This window comes from Pseudomonadota bacterium (genome assembly GCA_026388215.1).
Lineage (GTDB): Bacteria > Desulfobacterota > Syntrophorhabdia > Syntrophorhabdales > Syntrophorhabdaceae > JAPLKF01.
Genome location: JAPLKF010000023.1, coordinates 1 through 20,104, shown reverse-complemented (window position 1 = coordinate 20,104; position 20,104 = coordinate 1). Strand labels below are relative to the sequence as shown.

Below are 20,104 nucleotides of genomic sequence, written 5' to 3'. Positions count from 1 at the left end.
GAAAGTAGGCATGAAGCTAAAGCAAGGGGAACATTAAAATAACCATTAAGGGCTAAAAAGGTACTTGAAGGGGGAAGAAAAGTATTGGGAAATTAACTCGTTTGATATGGATGAAACGAGCCATTTCAGAAAAGAGAATGGCCTTTTTCCATACACGAGAACAGGCTTCCCTTTTATGTTCAATGTCTTTTTCATATCATCCACCGTGTCATAAAATGTTCCGATATTATCCACAAGTCCCAGGTCTTTTGCCTGTGTGCCTGTATATACCCTTCCATCTGACAATTTTTTTGCCCTATCTATAGACATCTTTCTTCCTTCCGCCACATCCTTTATGAACTGTTCGTGGATGTTGTTCAATAACTCATTCAGGTATCTTTTTTCTTCTTCTTTCATCTTCCTGAAAGGTGTTCCAGCGTCTTTATATTCACCTGATTTGATAGAATCGGTCTGGATCCCCACCTTTTTTAAAAGGTCTTCTATGACCGCGTGTTCCATGATTACCCCTATACTACCTGTGATAGTAGAAGGATTGGCGTATATTCTTTCACCGGCAGTGGCAATATAATATCCACCTGAAGCACATACAGAACTCATCGAGACGTAGACCTTCTTTTTTTCTCTTAGTTTTTTTACTTCCCTTTGTATCTCCTGGGTTGGCGCAACTGAACCGCCTGGAGAGTTTATCCTTATTATTACGCCTTTTATGCCCTCATCTTCTTTGAATTTTACAATATCTTCCATAGCATCTTTAGATTGAGTTATCACGCCCTCTATTTCTACCACACCAATTTTTCCTCCAAATGGTTTGCCAATAATTCCCGCTATCAATGACACAAAAAAGGTGAGTACTATGATTATCAGGATAATAAGCAAAGCTATTTTGATTCTCCCATGAGCCATATTAACCTCTCTTTTCAAGCATTAAACCTTTAGCACTTAAGCCATCAGCTAAAGATTCCTTTGATCTTGCTGATCGCTGATTGCTATTCTTTTCTTGAGTATTATCTTTCCAAAGGGCCTTCTCTGGGAAAGTGTCGCCACCCTTATCTTTGTCAACTCGAGTATTCCCAGAATTGTGGCTATCTTTTCTGATTGCTCTTCTCTTTGTTTCATATCCCATACATAAAGGCCGGATGTATCAAGAATCGTTATCAGCATCTTTAATTTTTCTTCAAGGGTTGGTTTTATTTCATTTATTACAATGTAACTCTCTTCTTTGCTTTTTATCAGTTCAAAGAAGACATTGCAGAGTAAAAGGAGGTTATAATCTTCTTCCCCATCTATGGATTTTCTTCCCCGGGAGAAGGCATCTCTATTGAGCATGGGTAGGCTATCAATCGTATTTGCCATGCTTCTAACCATCTCGTATTCAATGATTCTTTCTACAAGCTCTCCCCCTGGGTCATTTTCCTCATCTTTTATGCCATCAGAGGGGAGCAGCATCCTCGATTTTATAAAAATTAAGAGCGAAGCCATCTCTATAAAGTCTTCTGCAATTTTAAGGTTCATCTCGCTTACAAGCTCCACATATTGAAGGAACCTTTCAGTAATCGTGGATAACGGTATATCCCAGATACTTACCTTATTCCTTTTAATAAGGGTGATTAAAACAGCAAGTGGGCCTTCATAGCATTCCATTTTTACTTCAAGGGTTGGAACTAAGAGATTCATACTTCGATGCCCTTTTCTAATAAATGATTTTTTATAAAGTTTGTCTCTTCTTCTTTTGTTTTTAAATTCATGTCAATCTTTGCCTCTTTCAGTTTGTCCAATATCTCCTTGTACAGAGGTCCTTCCTTAATCCCCAGCTTTTTTAAGTCTTCTCCTGTCAGGATTGTTTTGAATGTGTCTATATAGGTAATATAATTTGATAAAGCCTTTTTTATCTCTTCAGATTTTGTCTTTGCCATAATAAAGAGCTTTCCTTCTTGAGAAAGTGGTTCAAAAAGTTTGTAGATTTCACTCTTTTTCATACCCACAATACCTGTTCCAAGTTTTACCAATGTATCCCTTATTTTCTCAATATTTTCAATAGTTCTTTTTTTAAGTGTTTCTGTCATTTCAGTTTTTTTACAAAACTCTACAACCTCTTCATGCTTCATATGGTCTATCAACCCTAAAATGTAATACGGGAGCCTGTCGCAGGGTTTTCCTCTGTATAACAATTCGTACCATTTGAATACAGCATGCATCTGGTTAAAGAGTTTTTCCTTGTCTTTATTGAAGATCAGGTAAGGGGATATGAACTTTAAAAGGTCAAGCTCCTGTAGCCTTTTAAGAATTTTTTCCGGTTCATCTTCCAGCATGATGAGTGATAATTCGGTCCATATTCTTTTACCTTTTATCTTGGAGAGAAAATTCATTTTTATTGCGTTCTTTATAAGGTTTAATGTGTGCTTGCCGATTTGAAAACCAAATCTATTTTCAAATCTTATTGCTCTGAATACCCTGGTCGGGTCTTCAACAAAACTCAAACTGTGGAGTACCCTTATCGTCTTTTCTTTTATGTCTCTTTGAGCACCAAAAAAATCGATTAGTTGCCCAAAGGTATTTTTATTTAATGATATGGCAAGGGTATTTATTGTAAAATCCCTTCGGTGCAAATCAAGCTTTAATGAGCTATGTTCAACAACGGGTAATGCAGCAGGGGCTTTATAGTATTCTAACCTTGCTGTAGCTATATCCATTTTAAACCCATCCTGATAGATGACTTTTGCAGTAGCAAACTCTGTATGTGGTCTTATTTTGACATTGAATGCATTTACCATTTCCTCGGCGAATGTTATTCCATCACCTTCTATTACGATATCTATATCATAATTTTCATTTCTGAGGAGAAGATCCCTTACAAATCCGCCCACCAGATAGGCATGATATCCCATTGTGTCTGCAAGGTTCCCAATCTCTGTTAGTCTTTTTAATGTTTTTTTATCCAGCCTTTCTTCCATCAATTTCTTCACGTTTTTTCTTTTCTGATACATCTCGTGAAACTCAAGCTTTCCAAAGACAGTCTTTGAAATATCATCTTCAAGTATCCTTAAAAGGTCTGTCCGTGTTATAGCGCCTATCAGCTCCCCTTCTTTAGTTACAGGAAGGAATCTCTGGTTACTCCCGATTATTATTTCTTTCACCTTTTCTATGGAATCTTCTTGCTTTACCGTTTTGAATTCGGTGAACATATACTCCCTCACAGGTATGTTCTCTAACTTATGAAACGCAGCCTTTTCTACTATTTGTCTTGTAATTATACCCACAACCTTGCCGTTCGATATAGCAGTTAAGGCATTTATGTTATATTTGAGCATAAGGCCTTTTGCCTCATGGATAGAGCACTCTGCATCAACTGATTTGACGGGGAAAAACATAATATCCCTTGCCCTCCAAAGAGGTTTTACGTTGTACTTCAAATGTTCTATTAGTTTTTCTTTTGCTTCTATAATGGTCAGGTCCTTTACTGTAGAAGAAGCTGCCTCTTTGTGACCTCCCCCGCCAAGTAAAGAAAGAATATGTCCCACATCGACTTCCGGAATCCTGCTTCTTCCAATGATGTATACCCTATCTTCCATTCTGAAAAGGGCAAAAATTACATTGATGTTCTCCATATCGCGAAATTTGTGAACAATAACTGCAAGGTCACCAACATAATTTTCTGTACTCCCTTCAGTGATAATTATATCAATACCATTTATATTGTAGACCGATGCATTGTTTATAATGTCGTGGAGGAGAAATACCTGTTCGGGGGTGAGTTCTTTTACAAGCATGTCTGAAACGAGGTTAATATTTGCCCCCTTTGATAACAAGAAGGATGCTGCTTCAAAGTCTTGTGTGGTGGTAGATGGATATTGAAAGCTGCCTGTTTCTTCATAAATACCGAGCATCATTATCGTTGCCTCTTCGGGGGATATATCAATCCCCTTTTCCCTGAGAATCGATATAAGTAATGTGACAGTAGCACCTGTACTTTTTATGAACTCTAAATCCCCCTTGACATCATCCCTGGAATTGGGATGGTGGTCGTATATATGGATCTTTGCCTTCTTACTATCTATAATCTTGGAAAAATCACCTATCCTTGTTTTTTGTCTTGTATCTACTAAAATAAGTGTGTCAATAGTACCATAATCTATTTTTTTTATTTTCGCTATGTCGAAAAGGTAAAGGGTGGAGTGGATAAGAAATTCCCTCAGGGTTTTTTCCTGTGAACCAGGGAAAACAAGTAGTGCATCGGGATACAATTTTTTTGCAGCAACCATAGAGGAGAGGGAATCGAAATCTGCATTGTTATGACTCGTAATGACCTTCATTAGCCCCTTGGATGATATTTTTTATGGATTTCTTTGAGTCTTTTGGTATCCACATGTGTATATATTTGAGTTGTCGAAATGTCTTCATGGCCAAGTAAAATTTGAATCGAACGTAAATCAGCTCCACCTTCAAGAAGGTGGGTTGCAAAGGTATGCCTCATGGTATGGGGAGAAATATGGGTTTTTGCCATTTTTAATCCGTATTTCCTTATAATTTTCCATATAGCCTGTCTTGTGAGCGTCCCCCCCCTTTTATTTGGAAATAAATAGGTCCCTTTTGGCTTTTCATTTTCAAGGTACGATTTTATGGCCTCTTTAGAGTATGTTCCAAAGGGCACAACCCTTTCTTTAGACCTTTTTCCTGATGCGATTAAAAAACCGCCTTCCAGATTCACATCGCTTTTGTTCAACTTGATAAGCTCGGATACCCTTAACCCCGTTGCGTATAAAAGTTCGAGTATCGTTTTATCTCTTATAGATGTCCTTGACCCTGTCGGTAACTGGAGCAGTTCAACTACCTCCTGTTCGCTCAGGACTTCGGGGATTGGGGATTTATACTTAGGTATCTCAATATCTTCAAGTGGATTGTGAGATATTTTACCATCAGCGAGGAGAAAGTTAAAAAAACTCCTAAGGGCCGAAATGGCCCTCACGATACTCCTTGTTTTTTTACCTTTTTCTCTTAAATGACCTATATATGTTTCAACATTTTTTCTATCTGTTTCATGGAGAGAATTTTCCTCGAAGAATTTTATAAAAGCAACAATATCCCTGTTATATGCATCCACAGTATGAGGCGATGCACCCCTTTCTGCTGTAAGATAACTTATAAAGTTATCAAGGCAATGGTATAAATTCATCTAAAGACCCGTAGAGCCAAATCCACCCTTACCCCTTTTTGTTTCAGGCAGCTCTTCGACTGTTTTCCAGTTCACCTTTACAATGTTTTTAAAGATCATCTGGGCGATTCTATCACCGTTTTTTACAGTAAAGGGTTCGCTACCAAGGTTTATAAGGAGAACCTTAATTTCACCCCTGTAGTCTGCATCTATGGTGCCCGGGGTATTAAGTACTGTTACCCCAAATTCGTTTGCTATCCCACTCCTCGGTCTTATTTCTGCCTCGTATCCATCTGGAATACTTATGTATATACCTGTTGGTATCAGTGATCTTTCATAGGGTTTCAGGATTAAAGGTTTATCTAATAATGCAAAAAGGTCCATTCCGGATGATGCTTTGGTTGCATATCCCGGGAGGTGGGCCCCTTCTTTTTTTGAAACATGGACTTCTAACTCTTCCATAGCTTTTCTATTTTTTCTTTATCTACGTTACCAAGTATTGTAAGTGATATTTCTTCAGGTTTGTTAAAAATTGTTCTCCCTATTTCGTCAACCTGAGGTTTTTTAATACTGTCTATTTCCCTTAATGTTTCTTTTAAAGGGATATAACCTCCAAAGTATATCTCATTTTTTGCAAGCCTTCCCATCCTTGTTTCTGAACTTTCTAAGGAAATAAAGAGATTTCCTTTAATATGTTTTTTTGAGAAGGCGAGCTCTGCATCAGTGATTCCTTTATCCCTTATTCTCATAATCTCTTCTTTTATAAGTGTCAGGACTTCTTCAACAAATTCTTGGGATGTAGATGTTGATATACCAAATGTACCTGTATCATGATAGCAATTTACATAGGAATACACGTTGTACACAAGCCCTCTTTTTTCTCTGATCTCCTGGAACAAATGGGAGCTCATACTCCCGCCCATAATAGTATTGAGTATGTAAAGGGAATACCTTTTTTTGTCAATCTGACTTACACCATCAGTTCCTATGCATAAATAGATATGTTCCAGGTCTTTTTCGTAAATGTTCATACCCTTGCAGGGGTCCGGGCTTTTTATAAATGTTTCATGGTCACCCTGTTCTCCCAGGTCCTGTAATAATTTTTCAATCTTCCCGACAAAGGCTTCGTGGTCTATTCTCCCTGTTGCTGTGATAATTATATTGTGAGGAGAATAATATTTTTGAAAGTGTTTTATTAACTCTTCCCTTGTAAACTGCCCTATATTTTCCTTTTTACCAAGAATTGGCATGCCGAGGGAATTACCTTTAAAATAAGAGGCATTAAACATGTCGTATATATATTCTTCTGGACTATCCTCGATCATTTTTATTTCCTGGGCGATCACATCTTTTTCCCTTTCAACATCATCATCTTTGAAAAGTGAGTGTTTGTACATATCGGATATGATATCGAGAGCAATATCGAGGTCCTTTTTGAGCACCCTTGCATAGAGGCAGGTATATTCTTTCCCGGTGAAGGCATTGAGTGTACCGCCTATAGCATCGATTTCTTTTGCTATATCATATGCAGTTCGCCTTGAGGTTCCCTTGAATAACATATGTTCTATGAAGTGAGAAATGCCGTTATTTTCTTCATTTTCATATCTACCCCCTGTTTTCCACCATATCCCCAGTGATACTGTAGAAAAGTAAGGAATCGATTCGGTAACTACTGCGAGGTTATTAGAAAGGGTAGTTTTTCTATACATTTAAGTTTCTTGTCTCTTCTGTTCCTTGAGGGCAGCCTTTCTTGATAGTTTAATCCTTCCATTCTGATCTATGTCTGTGACCTTTACAAGCATTTCTTCACCCTCTTTTACCACATCTGAGGCCTTTTTAACGAACCCATCTGAAAGTTGGCTTATGTGGACGAAGCCATCTGCGCCAGGCAATAATTCAACTATAACCCCGGCATCTAATACCTTTTTTACCTTACCAAGGTATATAGCGCCCAGCTCAACTTCCTGTGTCAGTTTTTTAATCATATCTATTGCAGCATTTGCTGAATTTTCATCAAGGGAAGCTATCTTGACAATGCCTGTATCTTCTATATCAATCTTCACTCCTGTTTGGTCTATGATGCCTTTTATAACCTTTCCACCGGGGCCTATAACATCCCTAATCCTTTCAGGTTTTATTTTAATGGTAAATATTCTCGGTGCATAGGGGGATAATGACTCTCTCGGTTTATCCAGGGTTTGGCCCATAATATCAAGTATCTTTTCTATACCCTTTTGTGCTTGAATAACAGCTTTTGACATTGTTTCTTTTGATATTCCCTTAATCTTTATGTCCATTTGAATAGCTGTAATCCCATTACGGGAGCCAGCAATCTTGAAATCCATATCACCCAGATGGTCCTCGTCCCCAAGGATATCTGTAAGAATGATCTCTTTTTCACCCTCCTTAACAAGACCTATTGCTATACCTGCAACAGGTTCTTTTATAGGCACCCCTGCATCCATAAGGGACAGGCACCCACTACACACAGTTGCCATAGATGAAGAACCATTGGATTCAAGAATTTCAGATACTATTCGTATGGTGTAGGGGAACTCCTCTGCTGGTGGAAGAATCGGTAAAAGTGCTCTTTCAGCGAGATTGCCATGTCCTATCTCACGTCTCGATGGCCCTCGAAGCATTGCTATCTCGCCAACAGAGAAAGGTGGAAAGTTATAATGAAGCATAAAGGTCTTAAACGTTTCTCCTTCAACCAGAGATTCCACCTTTTGTTCATCTTCAGAGGTTCCAAATGTTGTTATTGCAAGTGATTGGGTTTCGCCTCTTGTAAAAAGGGCGGAACCGTGTGTTCTTGGAAGCATTCCCACTTTACATGTAATATCCCTGATCCCATCTGGCGCCCTTCCATCAATCCTCTTGTTTGTTAAAAGCAGTTGTTGCCTCATAATATCTCTTGTTGCATCCTCAAGGGCTTTTTTTATCAGACCTTCCTCAGCATCAGGGTAGTTCTTCAAAAGTTTCTCATATATCTCGCTTTCTCTTTTTCCCCTGTCTTGTTTTCCTGGTATGGAGAAGGCTTCAATAAGTTCTTTTTCGATCTTATTTTTAATTTCTTCTTTAAGTCCTTCTAAGTTTTCAGCTCTATTGATAGAAAATTTTTCCTTTCCTATTTTTTCTCTCAATTTTTCCTGGATTTCTATTAATGGCATAAGGTTCTGGTGGCCAAAATGGATTGCTTCAATGAGGTCGTTGCCACTGGCAAATTTTGCTGTACCCTCCACCATCATTATGGCTTCTTTGGTGCCAGTCATAACTATATCCATATTGCTCTCTTCCATATCAGTACTAGATGGATTTATTAAAAATGTTTCTCCCCTTCTGCCCATTTTAATGCCAGCCAGGGGTCCATCGAAGGGTATCTCCGAAATTGTCAGGGCACATGAAGCCCCTATTATGCCGAGTATGGCAGGGTCGCTTTCTTGATCAGCGGATAGCACTGTTGCTATTATCTGGACTTCATTTTTAAAACCCTTTGGGAATAAAGGCCTGAGCGGTCTATCTATTAAACGAGACATGAGTATTTCTCTGTCTGAAGGCCTGCCTTCCCTTTTAAAAAACCCACCAGGAAATTTGCCAGCAGCGTAAGTCATTTCCTGATAATTTACTGTGAGTGGTAAAAAGTCTTTATCGGATTCCTTTTTGTCTGCCACCACGGTAACAAGCACAACAGTGTCGTTATATTGTACGGTTACACTCCCATCTGCCTGCCTTGCAATATCTCCTGTACTTATAGTTAATGGTCTTCCTGCATAATTAATTGTAATAGTCTCTTTCATAATTTCCATCCTATTTTATTTTTTTATTTTCTTAGTCCAAGTTTTTCTATAACCTTTTTGTATCTCTCTACACTTTCTTCTTTCAAATAATTGAGAAGCCTTCTTCTGTTGCTTACAAGTATAAGGAGCCCCCTCCTTGAATTATGGTCCTTTGAAAATTTTTTAAAATGTTCAGTCAGGGATTTTATCCTTTCTGTAATAAGAGCAATCTGGACCTCTGGAGAACCAGTGTCTTTTTCATGGATTTTAAACCCTTCTATAACCGTTTTTTTCTGCGTAAGTGTTAGTGCCATATATTCCTCCTTAGTTGTTTATTAGTCTTTTTATTTTAATAGTTTTTGAAAATGCATCTACCATCCCTATGCCAATTAAAACCCCCCTTTTATTTAAGAGTTTTGTTAATTCGCCATTCCTCCATTCTTTTGAATTGCCTAAAAGCGGTATCGGCATTCCATGTTTTAGAAACCTTTCCAGTGCTGTCTCCACTGAGGTTTCCTTTAAAGATTTTAAAACTTTTTCCAATGAAATTAAATAGGTGAGCAGATCTTGTTCAATTTTGAATTGCTCTATATCCACGCCCATTTTCTCAGAAAATTCCCCATGTTGAGTTCTTTTTAAGGAGAATAGGGTTGCTCCGCAGCCAAGTTTGGATCCGAAGTCGTTTGCAAGGGATCTTATGTACGTTCCCTTGGAACATATTACCTCCACATCTATGTAAGGATGTACATAATCAAGAAGCCTTATATCAAAGATTTCTACTTCTTTGTGCTGTGGTTCTATGACTACGCCCTCCCTTGCCCACTTGTATAAAGGTTTTCTTTTAATTTTCTTTGAGGAATAAACAGGTATCTGTTGTTTTATTTTGCCTATGAATTCACCAAGTAGGTCTTTTAATGTTTCTCTCTCATATCTTTTTACATCTACTTTTGTGAGGATTTTCCCTTCCATATCAAGGGTGTCCGTTGTAACGCCTAAAAGAAATCTTGCCCTGTAACCCTTCTCTCCATTTTCAAGGAAGGGAACCAGCTTTACACCTTCATTTAAAGCTACAGGCAATACTCCAGTTGCATTCCTGTCAAGGGTACCTATATACCCAATCTTTTTAAAAGGATATAACCTCTTCAGTCTTCTTATTACATCGTAAGAGGAAATACCGGTACTTTTGTCTATTACAAGAAAACCGTTCACTGAACCCTAAATGCCTCCTTCAGCTTCTTTTTTACTTCTTCCATATTCCCATCAATATTGCAGCCTGCCGCATTTTTATGACCGCCACCGCCGAAGATGTTACAGATATTTGCTACATCTATTGTTCCCTTTGACCTCATGCTTATCTTATATCGCTGTCCGTTAACCTCTCTTAAAAGTATTGCCACATCGACACCCTTTATTTCTCTTATATATTCAACAAATCCATCTGTGTGTTCTCTTGTGGTCTTTGTTTTTTTAAACATCTCTTCTGTTACATATGCCATTGCTATTCTATCCTGATTATATGTTTTTAGGGTGGTAAGTACCAGTCCGAGCAGTAAAAACCTCTCTTTTGGGTGGTTTTCATACACCATCCGTGATACATAGGATGGTATCACGCCTGACCTTGTCATCTCTTCACATATGGCGAATACATCGGGATTTGTGTTTTCATACCTGAATGAGCCTGTATCTGTGAGTATAGCAGTGTAGATGTTTATTGCCATATTAAACGTTATGGGTATACTCAGCGACTTGAATAGTTTATAGAGGATTTCAGCTGTGGAAGAGGCATTTTCATCTATTAAATTAACCATACCAAAGGTTTCGTTTGTATTATGGTGGTCAATGTTGATAATTGTTCCCATATCTTTTAATTTCTCATATCCGTCCCCAACCCTAAAAAGGTTTCCACAATCTAAAACAAAGATAGCGTCGTATGCATCTTTTGATAGTTCGTAATAAATTTGAGGGGGTTTTGGAAGGAATTCGTATCTGTACGGTATTGCATCCTTTAAGTAGATAGAGGAATCTTTTTTTAGCGATTCGAAGGCCCAATAGAGCGAGAGAACGGAGCCAATTGCATCTCCATCGGGATCTATGTGGGTGGTTATTAAAAACCTTTTTCCATCAGTAATTATCTTTTTAATCTTCTTGAGCATGGGTTCCCTTTTTGAGAATCTCTTCTATCCTCGCGATTTTTTCATATGTGTCGTCGATAACAAAGTTAATCTCGGGCATAAATCTTAGTTTTATCCTTTTCCCGAGTAAGAATTTAATATAACCCTTGGATCTTTTTAAGGCATCGATTGTCTTTTCTTTTTTCTTGTCTTCCCCATAGATTGAGCAAAACACCTTTGCATTTTTTAAATCTTCGGACATCTTTACTTCCAGTATCGTGATAAATCCGAGCCCCGGATCCTTTATGTCCCTGTGGATTATTGAGGAAATTTCCTCCCGTAACAGATCCTGAACCCTAAGCCTTCTATATCTCATGACCAATCACTATTATTTCTGTTTTTGAATCAATGATCGTGCCGATATAAAGAGACTCAACATATTTGTACACATTCTCAATAGCAGAGTTCACGTGGTCCTTTTTCACTCCAACTATTGAAAAACCAATACTTGCCCTTTGCCAGAGATTTGTTTGCTCTATTTCCATGATAGATATGTTAAACTTTGCCCTTGTCTTTTCCACTATCCTTTTTATCGCCTGCCTTTTATCTTTTAATGAGTGGTTTTCAGGTAAAAAAATCTCTATGCTTGAAACACCGACAATCATGTTTTTTAACCATCAAGGGTTTGTCTTTCTTTTTCCTGGATAAAAAGCTCCAGGATATCCCCTTCTTTTATGTCATTAAAGTTGTCTATTGATATCCCGCATTCGTAACCTGCTTGAACCTCTTTTACATCATCCTTGAATCTTTTGAGGGATGCCAACTTGCCTGTGAACAAGGTGTTACCATCTCTCAGCACCTTTACCAGAGCACTTCTTATTGCTTTCCCCTCAAGCATAAAACAGCCAGCGATAGTGCCTATTTTCGAAACAGTGAATACCTTTCTTATTTCTGCCTTACCGATGCCTGTTTCTACAATTTTTGGTTCCAGCATGCCTTCCATAGCTTTCTTTATGTCATCTATCACGTCGTATATCACGGAGTATGTTCTGATTTCTATTTTTTCATGTTCTGCAAGGGATTGGGCCTTGCCTATTGGTTTTGTATTGAAACCTATAATTATGGCGCCTGAAGCCATTGCAAGGGTTACATCTGTTTCGGTAATTGCACCTGCACCGCTATGGATAATTTGAATCTCGACCTTTTTGTTGGATAGTTTTTTTAATGCCTCTCCTATCGCATCTATTGTTCCTCTCACATCGCCTTTTATTATCACATTGAGCACTATTTTTTCAGACTCACCCATCTTTGAGTAGAGTTCTTCAAGTGTTGTTCTTGAGCTCTTTGATGTTTCTTTTTCTTTAAGTTTTTCCTGTCTGAACCTGGAAAGTTCTTTTGCGTATCTCTCTTCTGTAGTGACGATAAATTTATCACCTCCATGAGGAACATCCTGAAATCCCACCACAAGGACAGGTGTTGCTGGTGGTGCTTTCAGTATCCTGTTACCCTTATCATCAATCATAGCCCTGACCCTTCCAAACATATTGCCTGCAATGAAAGGATCCTGGATTTTTAAGGTTCCTTCCTGAATTATAACGGTTCCAATGGGCCCCTGACCCTTATCAAGTTCCGACTCTATTATGATTCCTTTTGCGAGCTTATCCGGGTTTGCTTTCAGTTCAAGCATTTCAGATTGCAATATTATTAATTCGAGAAGCTCCTTAATGCCTGTTTTCTTTTTCGCAGAAATTTTTGCATATAATGTAGTTCCCCCCCACTCCTCAGGCACCAGACCTATTTCTGAAAGTTCCTTTATTACTTTATCAGGGTTTGCATTCTGTTTATCTATTTTGTTGATGGCAACAATTATTGGAACATTTGCTGCCTTTGCATGGTCTATCGCCTCTATTGTCTGGGGCATTACACCATCATCTGCCGCTACAACGAGCACTACTATATCTGTCACGCGAGCCCCTCTTGCCCTCATAGCTGTAAAGGCTTCATGTCCGGGGGTGTCTACAAAGACAATCTCCTTTTTATTTACATTCACCGCATATGCACCTATGTGTTGCGTAATACCTCCAGCTTCACGTTCAGCTACATTTGTATGTCTTATAGTATCAAGGAGAAGTGTCTTACCGTGGTCCACATGCCCCATTATAGTAACCACTGGAGGTCTTGGTTTTAGGTTCTCCTTGTTCTCTTTTTGTTCCTCCTCCATTGCAAGGAACTCTTCTTCTATGGAAACAATTTTTTCCAGTTCGTAGCCTAATTCTGTTGAGATAAGGTATGCTGTATCAAAATCTATGTTTTGATTCACATTTACAATAACACCAAGCTGTAATAATTTTGCAATGATATCCTGGGCCTTGATGCCCACCCTCTTTGCAAGTTCACTTATCTGGATTTCATGTCTCATCTTGATGATCTTTTTTACAGGTTTGATTTCTAATCTTTTCTCTTCTGCTATCCTTTTCTCTTCTGCTTTTTCTTTCTTTTCTTTTTTGAAGGGGACCGGTCTTGGTTTTCGCTTTCTAAATGTATATAAATCTTCTTCTTTGATAACAACCTTTCTTTTAAAAATCCCTTTCTTTTTTAGTTTTGTCTCTTCGAGCTCCTCTTCCTCTATCTTCTTTAGAAGTTTGTCAGTTTTTTTCTTCTTACGTTCCTCTTCTTCAGTATCAACAAGGGTGAAGTCTTTTTCGAGGTCATGTTTGTATGCTTCTTCCAGTACCTTGGTTATCTCTTTCTCTTTTTCTACACCAAGAGGTTCTGTATCGCCCTTTAAGGGTTCTTCCTGAATTTTTTCCTTTTCTTCCTTTTGAACTTCAATGGGCGGTGGTTGTGGTTCTGCTTCCTTGACTTCTTTCTCTTTCTCTTTTGGCTCTTTCAGCTCTCCAACTTGCTTCCTTGCTGCCCTTGTTGGTTTTTTTACCTTTTCCTCAACCTTTTCCTTTGGTTCTTCCTTTTTTTCTATTAATTCAACCTTTTCCTTTACGGGAGGAGGTTGCACCCTTCTTCTTATTATTGTGGAGGCGACCCTCTTCTCTACCAGGGTTTCGCCTGCAGGGGCTGCTTTTTCGCCCCTTTCTTCCTGAGGCGTCTCTCCTTTTCCCTTATCTTTTATCTTTACCCCTATACTCTTTAATTTTGATAGAATCTCATCATCACTTACCTTGTCTGTAAGGGTTGTGATTTTTATCTTTGTCATATCCTAATCCTTCTTAACATTTATACCCTCAATACATCCATGGACCTTAATAATTTACTTTTACCTCCTCCTGAAAATATTTACGCATCATTTTCAGTTTCTGGTGTTTTCAACTCACCTGAATTTTCTATCGTATCTAATATTGACTTTGCTTTTTCTATAATCGTCCTGCAGTCTTCGATAGATATGCTTGTTATCTTGTTCATCTCCTCGGGTGTCAATTTTGCTATATCCTGAGGATCCCTTAAATATTCGTCATGTAAAACCCGGGCAAGGATTTCACTCACCTTTAAATTTTCCATGAGTTCATCGATAACCCTTCTTGAGGTTTTTTCTACCTCAGATTCACTGTTTATATCTATCTTCCATCCCGTCAATTTTGATGCAAGCCTGACATTCTGGCCTTTTCTCCCTATAGCGAGGGAAAGCTGATCGTCATTCACTATAATCTCCATGGAGTGGTCTTCCTCGTTTATATAGACCTTTGACGCCCTTGCAGGTGCAAGGGTATTGCAAACGAACTTTGCTACCTCCCTGCTCCAGGGTATTATATCAATCTTTTCTCCCCTTAACTCCTGAACTACTGACTGGACCCTTGATCCTTTTACGCCAACACATGCACCTATAGGGTCCACGTCAGGATCTTCACTGTATACGGATATCTTTGCCCTTTCTCCAGGTTCCCTTACAGCACCTATAATTTTTATAATACTTTCCTGGATCTCTGGTACCTCAAGTTCAAATAGTTTCATGAGAAAACCGGGATGAGTCCTGGACATTAGTATTGCGCATCCCTTTTGGGTCCTTTCAACATCAAGGATATATCCCTTAATCCTATCCCTTTGTCGAAAGCTTTCGCCAGGGATTGTTTCTTTGACAGGGAGAAGGGCTTCTGTTTTCCCAAGGTTTACAATATAGTGGTTTTTCTCTACCCTCTGGATAATACCTGTTACTATCTCACCCTTTTTACCCTTGTATTCATTGTATATGACATCGCTCTCTGCGTTTCTTACCTTTTGCACGATCACCTGCTTGGCAGTTTGTGCTGCAATCCTTCCGAGTGAGGAAGTGTCCATTTTTATACCTATGCTATCCCCAATCATACATTCCGGGTCATGCAATCTTGCGTTTTCAATGGAAATTTCTATATCAGGTTCTTTTGGTTCTTCCACCACTGTTTTGAATTGAAAGACTTCTATTTCCCCGAGTTCCTGGTTATATTTGGCTTCCAGTTCGAGATGGTTGCCATATTTTTTCTTTGATGCTGAGAGTATTGCCTCTTCAAGTGCCTCGACAAGCACTTCCTTGGATATGCCTTTTTCTTTTCCCACCTGTTCGATTACATAATTTAAATCAAAATACATTTTTACCCCTTATAGTTCTAACTCTAAATTTGCCTTTTTTATAGCACATATTGGGATTGTAAATACACCTATTTTTCCTTTAATTTCCACTTCATCCTCAGTCGTATTGATGATTTCTCCTTTGAACTCATTCTTCCCATCTATCTCTTGCTTTGTTAATATCCTGCATACCCTTCCTTTATATCTTGTAAAGTCCTCCCCTTTTTTTAAAGGCCTCGTTAATCCAGGAGATGAGACTTCAAGCAAATATGGATGCTCAATTAAATCCTCCACATCAAGAACCCTTCCGAGTTCACGGTTCACCCTTTCACAGTCTGCGATTGTTACCCCCCCTTCTTTCTCTATGTATATCCGTAATAGCCATCTTTTTCCTGAGGGTTTAAACTCTATGTCTATTAGCTCTATGTTGTCATCCTGGAGGATAGGGATGAGAGCATGTTCGATCTTTTCTATGGTTTCACTTTCGGATATCATTGTCCTTTAAATTAAAAAAGCGGGTTGAACCCACCTAAATCGTATATTTTTTAACATAATATGGAATTTATTTCAATAGATTATTCATATTTAACTTCGATTCAGACATCAGACTAAAGACATTAGACTTTAGACTTCTCAATATAATAGACTTTAGACTATAGACTATAGACCATAGACTATCTATAGAGTGTAGACTGACGTCCAATGTCTAATGTCTGGTGTCCAATGTCTGCTTTTGCCCGAGGTCTATAGTCTAAAGTCTTGTGCCTGAATTGAAGTCATATTTAATATTGACTTTTTGAGTGGTGCAAGTTAAAAAAAAGAAAAATGGAGGTTTTATGCACATTTCTGTAATTGGTGCTGGATATGTTGGTCTTGTAACCGGTGCCTGCTTTGCTGAAACAGGCAATGACGTCATATGTATGGATATAGACAAAGAAAAGATAGCAAAGCTGAAACAGGCCATTATCCCTATCTACGAGCCCCATCTTGAGGAACTTGTAAAGAATAATCTGAAAGAGGGGAGATTGAGTTTTACAAATGATATAAAAAAGGCAACAGAACATGGTCTTATAATATTCATATGTGTAAACACCCCACAGGATGAGGATGGCTCTGCAGACTTGAAATACGTTATGCATGTTGCGAGCGATGTAGGCAAGACCATTGAGAAGTACAGGATTGTGGTAATTAAATCAACAGTCCCGGTTGGGACATGCGGGAAGGTTAAAGAGGTTATAACTGAAGAGTTAAAAAAGAGGAAGCTTGAAATACCCTTTGATGTTGCTTCCAATCCAGAATTCTTAAAAGAGGGGGTAGCAGTAGACGATTGTATGAAACCGGAGAGGGTAATTATTGGTGTGGACGAGGGGAGGGTAGAAGAGATACTGAGGGAACTTTACGCACCCTTTATACGAACCGGGGCACCATTCCTTGTGATGGATATTAAATCGAGTGAAATGACAAAGTATACGGCCAATGCAATGCTGGCAACAAGGATATCCTTTATGAATCAGATTGCGAACATCTGTGAGAAGCTTGGTGCGGACGTGATGATGGTGATGAGAGGGATCGGGAGCGATTCGAGGATAGGCCCAAAATTTCTGTTTCCTGGTGTAGGTTTTGGTGGTTCTTGCTTTCCAAAAGACATAAGGGCGCTGATAAAGACCTCGCAGGACTGTGGATACAGCCCCTTCATATTAGAGCAGGTAATGGAGGTAAACAGGTTACAGAGGGTATCCTTCGCAGAGAAGATTAAGAATTTCTATAATGGTGATATTAAGGGTAAGAAGTTTGCCATATGGGGGCTTGCGTTTAAGCCAAATACCGATGACATGAGAGAAGCCCCTGCTATCCATGTAGTAAATGTACTGACAAAGGACGGCGCTTTATGTTATCTTTTTGACCCGAAGGCTATGGAGGTTGCCCTCAGCATATTTAAGGGTAATGCGAATGTTCATTTTGGAAAAAATCAGTATGAGGTCCTTGATGGCGTTGACGGTCTTGTACTGATTACTGAATGGCTTTCATTTAGAGAGCCTGATTACGAGAGGATGAAATCCCTCATGAAAACACCTGTTATATTTGATGGCAGAAACCAGTATAATCCGAGGACCCTGTCTAACTTAGGTTTTCACTATATATGTATCGGTAGAACGAATGTATAGTTATCAAACATATAACGAACCAAAACGTATACTCGTGACCGGTGGTGCGGGTTTTATAGGTTCCCATCTTTCGGAAAGGCTATTAAACGATGGGCACGAGGTCCTGTGTCTTGATAATTATTTTACAGGAACAAAGAAGAATATATCCCATCTCCTAACCCATCCGCATTTTGAACTGATAACCCATGATGTTACGCAACCCATACTCCTTGAGGTGGATTGGATATTTAACCTTGCCTGCCCGGCAAGCCCTATACACTACCAGTACAACCCTGTAAAGACGATAAAGGTGAATGTCCTTGGTGCGCTGAATATGCTCGGTCTTGCAAAGAGGGTAAGGGCAAGGGTTATGCAGGCCTCAACAAGTGAGATTTATGGTGACCCAGAAACCCACCCGCAAAGGGAAGAATACTGGGGAAATGTGAATCCCATTGGTAAGAGAAGCTGTTACGATGAAGGCAAAAGGGTAGCAGAAACCCTTTTCTTTGATTACCTGAGACAGAACAATGTGGACATAAAGGTTGTCCGTATATTCAATACCTATGGGCCGCGGATGAGACCTGATGATGGCCGTGTAATAAGCAATTTTATAACAGAGGCGATAAACAATAAACCAGTCACAATCTATGGAGATGGCACGCAGACGAGGTCTTTCTGTTATATTGATGATATGATAGAAGGTATGATACGGATGATGGACTACGAAACCGGGGAACATAAAAGGGAAAGGAATTATACAAAGCCATATCTTTCCGGATTTCCTGGCCCAATAAACCTTGGTAACCCGAACGAGATTTCGATTATATCGATTGCAAAAAGGGTTATCGATTGCTTAAGTTCTAAGTCTGAGATTATATTCGAAAAGCTGCCTGATGATGACCCAAGGAGAAGATGCCCTGATATTTCAAAGGCAAAAAACTATCTTGAATGGCAGCCAAAAATATCGCTTGATGAGGGCCTGAAAAGGACAATCGATTATTTTTTAAACAAGGTAAGGGCCAAACAATGAAAAGAGAGGATGAACTGATAGAGGCTGGGTGGGAAAAAAGGTTCGTAACATGCGAACCGAGATTGACTGAGATGGTGGAAATGTACGAATCCATAGGGTTTGAAGTCCTTCTTGAGCCATTACCTTCAAAAGAGGAAATGGATAGAGAGGGTTGTGAGGATAGTGGATGTACAGCCTGTTTTGATTTAGATAGGGAGCGATACAGGATTATATTTACGAGGGCAAAAAATCAGTAAGCAGTAAGGAGTAGGCAGTAAGGAGCAAGAGACGAAGAAACGTACACAGTACATTGTACTTAGTATTTGTTTTTAATTTGTAATTTTACAATCGAAAATCGGCAATCGAAAATCGAAAATATATGTTTGTCCATCAAGGTTTTTTAAAGAGTTCCTTCCACAGATTTTCAGCATCTTCCCTGCCTGATTTATGTTCTTTTTCTTCTTTAAATCTAAAATAGTCACAATAGTTTGCCCTGTGTTTTTCCTTTACATACTCTGCCTGTGTTTCTCTGCATTTGTTGGCTTTTCCCTCATCATAGAATATGCAGTTCAAACAGATATGCAGGTCTGACTTACATATCCGGCATTCTTCCTTGAAAGATATGCTTTCCATATCTATTGGATTTTTACATTTGAAGCATCTTCTCATAGTTTATGCAAGAGTTCCATCAAACTGGTTATGACCCTTCCATTGTTTTTGCTTAACTCTCGGCTCTCGGCTCTCGGCTCCCGGCTCTTCAAGAGATAGGACTCTATCCCCACGCTTGATGGGGCAACAAAGTCGAAGATTGGATGATCACCGACATGAATGAGTTCTTCGGGGGATACATTCAATGTGTTACAGAGTTTTTTATAGAACCCCTCACCCTTTTTTACCATTTTGTAGTCTGTGGTTGCAGAGATTATATGGCTGAAGTAATGGGCAGCGCCCATATGGTCAAGCTCTTTTTCAACAAATATCCTCGCGGCATTTGAAGCGATTATCAGGGTGTATTTTCCCTTCAATGTCTCAAGTACCTCTTTCACATCAGGAAGGAGTTCAATATATGCCTCGTATCTATCGAGCAGTGTGTCTGCCGCTATTAGTAGGTTAAACCTGTTAAGCCAGTATTCTATATTGTACCACAGGATATTTGTATCTCCAACTGCTTCATACTCCTTTATTATCAGCCTCTTTGCTTCCTCAAAGGTAATGGAGTATTTTTTGGAGAATTCTTCAGGGATACCATGATTCCATACCATTTCACCGAACTGGCCATTTACAATTGTTCCATCAAGGTCAAAGGAGACTATCCTTTTCATGGATGTAGTATAGCATGGTTTGGAGCAATTTTCGATTGC

General features: G+C 38.9%; 20 protein-coding genes. 3 read left to right on the top strand and 17 right to left on the bottom strand.

The genetic code is table 11. From position 1 onward, the window contains the following. Positions 1–45 precede the first annotated feature (45 nt). The 15 genes from sppA to NTU69_01705 all read right to left on the bottom strand — a co-directional run bounded on the left by sppA (position 46) and on the right by NTU69_01705 (position 16,085). The gene (sppA, locus tag NTU69_01775; GenBank protein ID MCX5802256.1) at positions 46–903 is read right to left on the bottom strand and encodes a signal peptide peptidase SppA; all 858 of its coding nucleotides are present in this window, start codon (positions 901–903) and stop codon (positions 46–48) included. A 48-nt stretch (positions 904–951) separates the two neighbouring features. Next, positions 952–1,674, bottom strand: a complete 723-nt coding sequence (locus NTU69_01770) for a segregation/condensation protein A (GenBank protein MCX5802255.1) — start codon at positions 1,672–1,674, stop codon at positions 952–954. Beyond that, positions 1,671–4,310 (bottom strand): CBS domain-containing protein, encoded by a 2,640-nt coding sequence (locus tag NTU69_01765; protein ID MCX5802254.1) that lies wholly within the window; start codon positions 4,308–4,310, stop codon positions 1,671–1,673. The genes NTU69_01770 and NTU69_01765 overlap by 4 nt, the downstream gene beginning before the upstream one ends. After that, positions 4,310–5,170, bottom strand: a complete 861-nt coding sequence (xerD, locus tag NTU69_01760) for a site-specific tyrosine recombinase XerD (GenBank protein MCX5802253.1) — start codon at positions 5,168–5,170, stop codon at positions 4,310–4,312. The genes NTU69_01765 and xerD overlap by 1 nt, the downstream gene beginning before the upstream one ends. Next, positions 5,171–5,611, bottom strand: coding sequence for a dUTP diphosphatase (dut, locus tag NTU69_01755; protein ID MCX5802252.1), 441 nt, complete (start codon positions 5,609–5,611; stop codon positions 5,171–5,173). Then, positions 5,599–6,858, bottom strand: a complete 1,260-nt coding sequence (locus NTU69_01750; protein ID MCX5802251.1) for a pitrilysin family protein — start codon at positions 6,856–6,858, stop codon at positions 5,599–5,601. Before NTU69_01750 ends, dut begins: the two co-directional genes overlap by 13 nt. Further along, positions 6,859–8,946 carry a polyribonucleotide nucleotidyltransferase gene (pnp, locus tag NTU69_01745; GenBank protein MCX5802250.1) on the bottom strand — a complete coding sequence of 696 codons (2,088 nt, stop codon included), beginning with the start codon at positions 8,944–8,946 and terminating at the stop codon, positions 6,859–6,861. A gap of 23 nt (positions 8,947–8,969) precedes the next feature. Next, complete coding sequence (gene rpsO, locus NTU69_01740; GenBank protein MCX5802249.1) at positions 8,970–9,239, bottom strand: 30S ribosomal protein S15; 270 nt, start codon at positions 9,237–9,239, stop codon at positions 8,970–8,972. Between the two features lie 10 nt (positions 9,240–9,249). Then, positions 9,250–10,134, bottom strand: coding sequence for a tRNA pseudouridine(55) synthase TruB (gene truB / locus NTU69_01735; GenBank protein ID MCX5802248.1), 885 nt, complete (start codon positions 10,132–10,134; stop codon positions 9,250–9,252). Continuing rightward, positions 10,131–11,078, bottom strand: coding sequence for a bifunctional oligoribonuclease/PAP phosphatase NrnA (locus tag NTU69_01730; protein ID MCX5802247.1), 948 nt, complete (start codon positions 11,076–11,078; stop codon positions 10,131–10,133). Before NTU69_01730 ends, truB begins: the two co-directional genes overlap by 4 nt. After that, entirely contained in the window at positions 11,062–11,412 is a 351-nt protein-coding gene (rbfA, locus tag NTU69_01725; GenBank protein ID MCX5802246.1) for a 30S ribosome-binding factor RbfA, read from the bottom strand. Before rbfA ends, NTU69_01730 begins: the two co-directional genes overlap by 17 nt. After that, the gene (locus NTU69_01720; GenBank protein ID MCX5802245.1) at positions 11,402–11,701 is read right to left on the bottom strand and encodes a DUF503 domain-containing protein; all 300 of its coding nucleotides are present in this window, start codon (positions 11,699–11,701) and stop codon (positions 11,402–11,404) included. The genes rbfA and NTU69_01720 overlap by 11 nt, the downstream gene beginning before the upstream one ends. A gap of 5 nt (positions 11,702–11,706) precedes the next feature. After that, positions 11,707–14,247 carry a translation initiation factor IF-2 gene (infB, locus tag NTU69_01715; GenBank protein MCX5802244.1) on the bottom strand — a complete coding sequence of 847 codons (2,541 nt, stop codon included), beginning with the start codon at positions 14,245–14,247 and terminating at the stop codon, positions 11,707–11,709. Positions 14,248–14,327: 80 nt separating this feature from the next. Next, entirely contained in the window at positions 14,328–15,611 is a 1,284-nt protein-coding gene (gene nusA / locus NTU69_01710; GenBank protein MCX5802243.1) for a transcription termination factor NusA, read from the bottom strand. A 9-nt stretch (positions 15,612–15,620) separates the two neighbouring features. Continuing rightward, entirely contained in the window at positions 15,621–16,085 is a 465-nt protein-coding gene (locus NTU69_01705; GenBank protein ID MCX5802242.1) for a ribosome maturation factor RimP, read from the bottom strand. A gap of 341 nt (positions 16,086–16,426) precedes the next feature. Between NTU69_01705 and NTU69_01700 the strand changes: the two genes are divergently transcribed. Genes NTU69_01700 through NTU69_01690 form a run of 3 tightly spaced genes read left to right on the top strand, consistent with a single transcriptional unit; the run spans position 16,427 to position 19,000 of the window. Next, entirely contained in the window at positions 16,427–17,755 is a 1,329-nt protein-coding gene (locus tag NTU69_01700; GenBank protein ID MCX5802241.1) for a UDP-glucose/GDP-mannose dehydrogenase family protein, read from the top strand. Further along, entirely contained in the window at positions 17,748–18,764 is a 1,017-nt protein-coding gene (locus NTU69_01695; protein ID MCX5802240.1) for an SDR family oxidoreductase, read from the top strand. The genes NTU69_01700 and NTU69_01695 overlap by 8 nt, the downstream gene beginning before the upstream one ends. After that, positions 18,761–19,000: a hypothetical protein gene (locus NTU69_01690; protein ID MCX5802239.1), complete on the top strand. Its 240-nt coding sequence runs from the start codon at positions 18,761–18,763 to the stop codon at positions 18,998–19,000. The genes NTU69_01695 and NTU69_01690 overlap by 4 nt, the downstream gene beginning before the upstream one ends. Before the next feature lie 133 nt (positions 19,001–19,133). On the opposite strand, the gene NTU69_01685 is transcribed toward NTU69_01690, so the two are convergent. Together NTU69_01685 and NTU69_01680 are read right to left on the bottom strand one after the other, a co-directional pair. Further along, the gene (locus NTU69_01685; GenBank protein ID MCX5802238.1) at positions 19,134–19,412 is read right to left on the bottom strand and encodes a hypothetical protein; all 279 of its coding nucleotides are present in this window, start codon (positions 19,410–19,412) and stop codon (positions 19,134–19,136) included. Next, on the bottom strand, positions 19,409–20,104 hold a 696-nt coding region (locus NTU69_01680), incomplete at its 5' end, for an HAD family hydrolase (GenBank protein MCX5802237.1). The genes NTU69_01685 and NTU69_01680, both read right to left, overlap by 4 nt.

What these genes read in the sequence shown, in the direction of transcription:
- nusA (MCX5802243.1), bottom strand. Translation starts at nt 15,611, where the DNA reads ATGTATTTTGATTTAAATTATGTAATCGAACAGGTGGGAAAAGAAAAA.
- NTU69_01690 (MCX5802239.1), top strand. Translation starts at nt 18,761, where the DNA reads ATGAAAAGAGAGGATGAACTGATAGAGGCTGGGTGGGAAAAAAGGTTC.
- NTU69_01750 (MCX5802251.1), bottom strand. Translation starts at nt 6,858, where the DNA reads ATGTATAGAAAAACTACCCTTTCTAATAACCTCGCAGTAGTTACCGAA.
- NTU69_01720 (MCX5802245.1), bottom strand. Translation starts at nt 11,701, where the DNA reads ATGATTGTCGGTGTTTCAAGCATAGAGATTTTTTTACCTGAAAACCAC.
- pnp (MCX5802250.1), bottom strand. Translation starts at nt 8,946, where the DNA reads ATGAAAGAGACTATTACAATTAATTATGCAGGAAGACCATTAACTATA.
- NTU69_01730 (MCX5802247.1), bottom strand. Translation starts at nt 11,078, where the DNA reads ATGCTCAAGAAGATTAAAAAGATAATTACTGATGGAAAAAGGTTTTTA.
- sppA (MCX5802256.1), bottom strand. Translation starts at nt 903, where the DNA reads ATGGCTCATGGGAGAATCAAAATAGCTTTGCTTATTATCCTGATAATC.
- NTU69_01770 (MCX5802255.1), bottom strand. Translation starts at nt 1,674, where the DNA reads ATGAATCTCTTAGTTCCAACCCTTGAAGTAAAAATGGAATGCTATGAA.
- NTU69_01765 (MCX5802254.1), bottom strand. Translation starts at nt 4,310, where the DNA reads ATGAAGGTCATTACGAGTCATAACAATGCAGATTTCGATTCCCTCTCC.
- NTU69_01700 (MCX5802241.1), top strand. Translation starts at nt 16,427, where the DNA reads ATGCACATTTCTGTAATTGGTGCTGGATATGTTGGTCTTGTAACCGGT.
- NTU69_01685 (MCX5802238.1), bottom strand. Translation starts at nt 19,412, where the DNA reads ATGAGAAGATGCTTCAAATGTAAAAATCCAATAGATATGGAAAGCATA.
- rpsO (MCX5802249.1), bottom strand. Translation starts at nt 9,239, where the DNA reads ATGGCACTAACACTTACGCAGAAAAAAACGGTTATAGAAGGGTTTAAA.
- xerD (MCX5802253.1), bottom strand. Translation starts at nt 5,170, where the DNA reads ATGAATTTATACCATTGCCTTGATAACTTTATAAGTTATCTTACAGCA.
- rbfA (MCX5802246.1), bottom strand. Translation starts at nt 11,412, where the DNA reads ATGAGATATAGAAGGCTTAGGGTTCAGGATCTGTTACGGGAGGAAATT.
- NTU69_01705 (MCX5802242.1), bottom strand. Translation starts at nt 16,085, where the DNA reads ATGATATCCGAAAGTGAAACCATAGAAAAGATCGAACATGCTCTCATC.
- NTU69_01695 (MCX5802240.1), top strand. Translation starts at nt 17,748, where the DNA reads ATGTATAGTTATCAAACATATAACGAACCAAAACGTATACTCGTGACC.
- dut (MCX5802252.1), bottom strand. Translation starts at nt 5,611, where the DNA reads ATGGAAGAGTTAGAAGTCCATGTTTCAAAAAAAGAAGGGGCCCACCTC.
- infB (MCX5802244.1), bottom strand. Translation starts at nt 14,247, where the DNA reads ATGACAAAGATAAAAATCACAACCCTTACAGACAAGGTAAGTGATGAT.